General features: G+C 42.0%; 2 protein-coding genes. Both read left to right on the top strand.

The window, feature by feature from the left end; genetic code table 11:
• The first annotated feature begins 95 nt into the window (after positions 1–95).
• The gene (locus QUA71_RS28670; RefSeq protein WP_333290341.1) at positions 96–374 is read left to right on the top strand and encodes a hypothetical protein; all 279 of its coding nucleotides are present in this window, start codon (positions 96–98) and stop codon (positions 372–374) included.
• A gap of 113 nt (positions 375–487) precedes the next feature.
• Positions 488–5,830 carry an AAA family ATPase gene (locus QUA71_RS28665; RefSeq protein ID WP_333290339.1) on the top strand — a complete coding sequence of 1,781 codons (5,343 nt, stop codon included), beginning with the start codon at positions 488–490 and terminating at the stop codon, positions 5,828–5,830.
• The last annotated feature ends 387 nt before the right edge of the window (positions 5,831–6,217 follow it).

Raw genomic sequence — 6,217 nt, 5'->3', positions numbered from 1 at the left:
AAATGAGTTCACTATCTTCTTACACTTTCATTCTGGAAGCTTTATTCTATGCAGCTTCATATTAAATTGGTATTAGAGATTTAGGAGAATATCCCATGAGTAACCTATTGGATTTATTAACAGATTTAGCACTTGACCCCAAGAAACAAAGTGCTTTCCTCAACAACCCCAGTTCCTTAATGGACGAAGTGGGTTTAACTGAAGCAGAAAAAATTGCAATGATGAGTGGTGAAAATGCTAAAATTGCCGCACTCTTTGCAGACGAACGAGTGCCGCTTGCTATTACTGCCGTCGATCCCGGCCCCGATCCCTTGCCAGATCCAGACCCTTTTCCTCCTTCTCCACCGCCAGACCCCAAACCTGACTCTGAATAGGATGTGGGATTGAAGTTAAATTACTCATCATTGTCTACACTTTTACAAAGTGGATTGATATTTCATAAGCTCAAACCGCACTTGTTGCGGTTTTTTATCCTCAAAACCTAACTATGCAAAATTACCAAATTACTGAAAAACTGCATGAGAGCAGTAACTCCTTAGTCTATCGCGGATATCGGCAAACAGACAATCTGCCTGTTATCCTCAAAATGCTCAAAGAATCCTATCCTTCACCTGAAAAAATTGCCTGGTTTAAGCGAGAGTATGAAATAACCCAAAACATTAACTTACCAGGCGTAATAGATGTTTACAGCTTCCAAAACCTAGAATATCAGTGGGTAATTGCGTTAGAAGATTTTGGTGGCGAATCCCTCAATTATATAATCGCTAAGAAGCAATTTACAATTGCTGAATTTCTCCATCTGGCCATTGAAATTGTTGACATTCTCGGTCAGGTTCACCAGCAGCACATCATTCATAAAGATATTAACCCATCAAATATTGTTTTAAATCAGCAGACAGGTAAGCTGAAGCTAATTGATTTTGGAATTTCTACAACCCTGTCGCGAGAAAACCCAAGTTTTCTTAACCCGAACGTATTAGAAGGAACGCTGGCTTATATCTCGCCAGAACAAACAGGTCGCATGAATCGAACAATCGATTACCGCACTGATTTTTACTCGCTGGGGATAACTTTTTATGAATTACTAACCGGACAGTTACCTTTCCCTACGAATGATGTTTTGGAATTAGTCCATTGTCATATTGCTAAACAACCTACCCCACCGCACGAAATTAAACCAGAAGTTCCACCTATTATTTCGGCGATCGTGTTGAAATTAATGGCAAAAAATGCTGAGGAACGCTACTTGTCAGCATATCAAATAAAGGCAGATTTACAAGAATGTCTCAGACAGTGGCAGAGCAAAGAGCAAATTGACCCTTTCCCAATCGCTGGGCACAATATTTCCGATCGATTTCAAATTCCCCAAAAACTGTACGGGCGAGAACGGGAAATTTCTGCCTTATTAGCTGCTTTTGAGCGAGTTAGTCAAGGAACCAGTGAAATGATGCTGGTTTCTGGATATTCTGGGATTGGAAAAACAGTATTAATCCAGGAGATATATAGGCCGCTGACTCGCCAACACGGTTATTTTATTTCGGGTAAGTTTGACCAATTTCAACGAGATACTCCCTACGCATCCTTAATTCAGGCATTTCGTTCATTAGTACGGCAGTTACTAACAGAAAGCGATACCCAAATTAGCAAATGGCGAGAGAAGTTACAAGCGGAATTAGGGGAAGCTGGAGGGGTAATCGTTGAAGTTATTCCTGAAGTAGAACTAATTATTGGTTCCCAACCACCCCTACCAGATCTCCCGCCAGCAGAACAGAGAAATCGCTTTAATCGGGTTTTGCAAAAATTTATTAATATATTCACACAACTCGAACATCCCTTAGTAATTTTCTTAGACGACTTACAGTGGGCAGATAGAGCCTCGCTAGAATTAATTCAACTGTTGATGACAGTAGCCGATAATAAATATCTATTTCTAATTGGTGCATATCGGGATAATGAAGTAAGCGAAGCACATCCGCTAACTCAAATTTTGGAAAATATTGCCAAAGCAAAAGTAACAACCATTAATAAAATATTTTTGACACCTTTAGCCTTAACCGATATTACGCAACTTTTAGTTGATACGCTTTTTGCGGAATCAAAAAATGCTAAGCCACTTGCCAAATTGCTCCAGCAAAAAACTGGTGGTAATCCGTTTTTTATCAATGAATTCTTAAAATCCCTGCATTCTGAAGCATGGTTATATTTTAACTACGAATCTCAGAAATGGCAGTGGGACTTAGAACAAATAAAAGCGCAACCAATTACAGATAACGTTTTAGATCTGACGAGCAAAAATGTAAAAAAACTCCCGACAGCAACTCAGGCAGTATTAAAATTAGCAGCTTGCGTGGGGAATCAGTTTGACTTGAGAACGCTGGCGATTATCTATGAAAAATCCCTCCAAGAAACAGCAACAGATTTACGGTCAGCACTCCAATCCGGTCTAGTTATACCCCTCAGCCATGCCTATCAGTTGGCGGAACTTAATGTAGCAGGTTTGTCCGATCAGTTAGTTGCAGAATACAAATTTGCTCACGATCGCATTCAACAAGCAGTTTACTCTCTCATCTCCGAACCTGATAGACAATCAGTACATCTGCGCGTGGGCAGGTTGTTACTTCAAAATACACCATCTGAAGAAGTGGCACAGAAGCTGTTTGATATTGTCAATCAGTTGAACAAAGGCCGAGCGCTGATAGATCAACAAATAGAGCGATACGAGTTAGCTCAATTAAACTTACAGGCAGGTAAAAAAGCCAAATCTTCAGCGGCTAGTCAACCAGCTTTCAATTACCTTGAGATTGGCTTAAGTTTGTTAAATAAAAAGAGTTGGTCGCAGCAGTACAACCTTACCTTAGATTTGTATTTAGAAGCAGCAGAAACAGCTTATACAATTGCTAACTACGATGAAATGGAGCGCTTATCTGGGGTAGTTTTGCAAAAAGCAAAAACGCTGTTAGACAAAGTAAAAGTCTATGAAATCAAAATGCAAGCTTATTGCGCTCAAATTAAATTCCTAGAGGCGATCGACATTGGGCTAGAAGTTCTGAAATTATTAGGGGTAGAATTACCGCAACGACCGAACCAATCCGATCTGGCACAAGAGATGGAGCAGATAAAATCTGCTTTAGCGGGCAGGCAAGCCCAGAATCTAATCGACTTACCGCAAATGACCGACCCGTATAAACTAGCAGCTATGCGGGTGATGAACTACTTATTTGGCCCTGCGTTCATAGCAATTAATCAACTGAGCTTGCTAAATTGGTGCCGACAGGTAAATTTATCGATTCAGTATGGTAATTCTGCTGGCTCTGCTTTTCCGTATGTAGGTTACGGAATGATCCTCTGCTCGTCAGGAGAGCTTGACACTGGCTATCAGTTTAGTCAACTTGCTTTGAAGCTACTGGATCGATTCAAAGATAGAACATTTAAAGCAAGAATTTATGCAATATATAAGACATTTATCAAGCATTGGAATGAACCGCTCAAAGACACATCTTCTTTGTGCATGGAAGCTTATCAATGTGCGATAGAAACAGGAGATCTTGAATATGCTGCTAGTATTACCCTTAGCTATGCTTACGCTTTGTACCTCAGCGGTGTGGAGCTGATCGATGCCAAGAAAGAAATGGCGAAAGCCCTTGAATTTACTTATCAAACTCAACAGGAAGCATACATTTATTGGGGTCAAATCTTTATGCAGGCGATCCTAAACTTGGGGGAACAAGTAGAAAATCCCTGCTGTTTGATTGGTGAAGTATACGACGAACAAAAGATGATACCCGTTCATCAAGCAGGTGGCGATCGCACTGCGCTCATGCAGGTTTATTCACTTAAAGTTCTCCTCTGTTATCTTTTCGAGGAATTTCAGCAAGCTGTGGAGAATGCAGACCGCTTTGAAGAATACTCAGCTAATGCAGGCTCCTTTTTTATTCTCCCTGTTGTCTATTTGTATGATATGTTAGCCCGACTAGCGCTCTATCCTAATTCCTCAGAAACAGAAAGAGCAGAAATCCTGACAAAGGTGGCTGCTAAACAAGAAAAAATGGAAACATGGGCAAAGCAGGCTCCCATGAATTACCTGCACAAATTCTATCTAGTCGAAGCGGAACGCGATCGCGTATTAGGCAACGATAAAGATGCCAGAGAATATTACGATAAAGCCATCATCTTAGCCCGCGAAAACGAATATCTCAACGAAGAAGCCCTCGCCTACGAACTAGCAGGCAGGTTTTATTTAGCCAGAAATCAAAATCATGTTGCCCGTCACTACCTGCAAGATGCCCACTATGCTTATCAGCGCTGGGGGGCTATAGCTAAGGTAAAAGATTTAGAAGGGCGATACCCGCAGTTTTTAGCCATTCAGTCGCTTGGTTCAACCCGAACAGATACTGAAAATAATATCATCAATCCCATCACCACAACTGGTAGCAATTCCGGCGAAGCACTGGATTTTGCCGCCGTAATGAAAGCATCGCAAGCTATCTCCGGTGAAATCGTTCTAGAACAATTGTTAAACCAGGTGATGAAAACTGTAATTGAAAACGCAGGCGCTCAAAAAGGTTTTCTGATTCTGGATAAAGGCGGCAATTGGGCGATTGAAGCCGAAGCAGCAGTAGAATCCGAGAGCATTACCATTATGCAATCCCTTCCCGTAGATTCTGTAGATCCTGCCACCGGAATTCCCCTGCTATCAACCGCCATAGTTAACTACGTCGCTCGCAGCCACGAAAATGTAGTATTAAATAACGCCACCGATGAAGGACTATTTACTGGGGATTCTTACATTACCGCAACTGGGCCCAAATCGATCCTCTGCACCCCCCTACTCAATCAAGGCAAACTAGGTGGCATTCTCTACTTAGAAAATAATTTGGCGATCGGTGCATTTACCTCGGAAAGAGTCGAAACTTTAAAAATCATTGCCGCTCAAGCTGCGATCTCGATTGAAAATGCAACTCTCTACGAAAAATTAGAAGATTACAACCGAACTTTAGAGCAAAAAGTAGAAGATCGCACCGCACAATTAGCCCAAGCTAATGCAGAAATATTGGCTTTGAACGAACGGCTCAAAGTAGAAAACCTTCGCATGAGTGCCGAACTAGATGTAACTCGCCGCCTGCAACAAATGATTTTGCCTCAACAGCAGGAATTAGAGTCAATTGATGGGCTAGAAATTGCTGCATTCATGGAACCGGCTGATGAAGTTGGCGGCGACTACTACGACGTACTAAATCACGGCGGTAAAGGCACAATAGGCATCGGCGACGTGACAGGACACGGTTTAGAAAGCGGCGTGTTAATGATTATGGCTCAAACAGCAATTCGCACTTTGTTGGTTCGCAATGAAACCGACCCAGTTAAATTATTGCAGACAGTCAACCAAACGCTTTTTGACAACGTAGAACGCATGAATTCCGGTAAAAATATGAGCCTTTCGTTGCTGGAATATCGGGACAACACCCTGCGTTTGAGCGGACAGCACGAAGAGGTGATTGTCGTGCGTTCCAGTGGCGAAGTAGAGCGGATTGATACCATGGACTTAGGCTTTCCCATCGCCTTGGAAGCAGATATTGCCGATTTCATTGCTTCTACTGAAATACAGTTAAATTCGGGGGATGTTGTCGTACTCTATAGTGATGGAATTACGGAAGCTTTTAATATGAAGGACTCTCAGTACGGTATCGAGCCATTGATTGAAGTTATTGCCCTTCACAGGGGACAGTCAGCAGCAGAAATCAAGCAAGCTGTTATTGACGACCTGCGGCGATACATCGGGGAACAAAAAGTATTTGATGACATTACTTTGGTAGTAATCAAACAGAAGTAAGTAGGGAAGAATTTAGTTGAGGAATGATACCGAGAACACGGCACTGCCTTTCGTCGTGTCAACTTAAGCTTTTAGTTTATCAGTCCTCCCGCCTATCCGGCAGTCCGCCAGGGGTTGAAACCCCTGTCTAATAGCTAAAGTCCTCTGAAGAGGACTCATGAGTTTAAAAAATTTTCTTCTCAGTCCTCTGGAGAGGACTTTAGCTTTGAGGCAGGGAATTCATTCCCTGTCGGACTGTCGGGCTACCTGTTTAACGTTAAGTTGACACCAATGAGCACTCGCGGTGTCTCTACGGTCAAATAATCAAGAACACTTATACCAATTTTACATGAAGTTGCATAGAATAAAGATAATGTTGAGAGGTGATGAGTTATGGCACGTCAACTG

The organism is Microcoleus sp. MON1_C5 (assembly GCF_036701875.1).
Classification (GTDB): domain Bacteria; phylum Cyanobacteriota; class Cyanobacteriia; order Cyanobacteriales; family Microcoleaceae; genus Microcoleus.
The sequence above is the reverse complement of the archived record's forward strand: the minus strand, read 5'-3'. Positions and strand labels throughout refer to the sequence as shown.

Excerpts from the sequence above, each read along its gene's own strand:
- QUA71_RS28670 (WP_333290341.1), top strand. The coding sequence starts at position 96 with ATGAGTAACCTATTGGATTTATTAACAGATTTAGCACTTGACCCCAAG.
- QUA71_RS28665 (WP_333290339.1), top strand. The coding sequence starts at position 488 with ATGCAAAATTACCAAATTACTGAAAAACTGCATGAGAGCAGTAACTCC.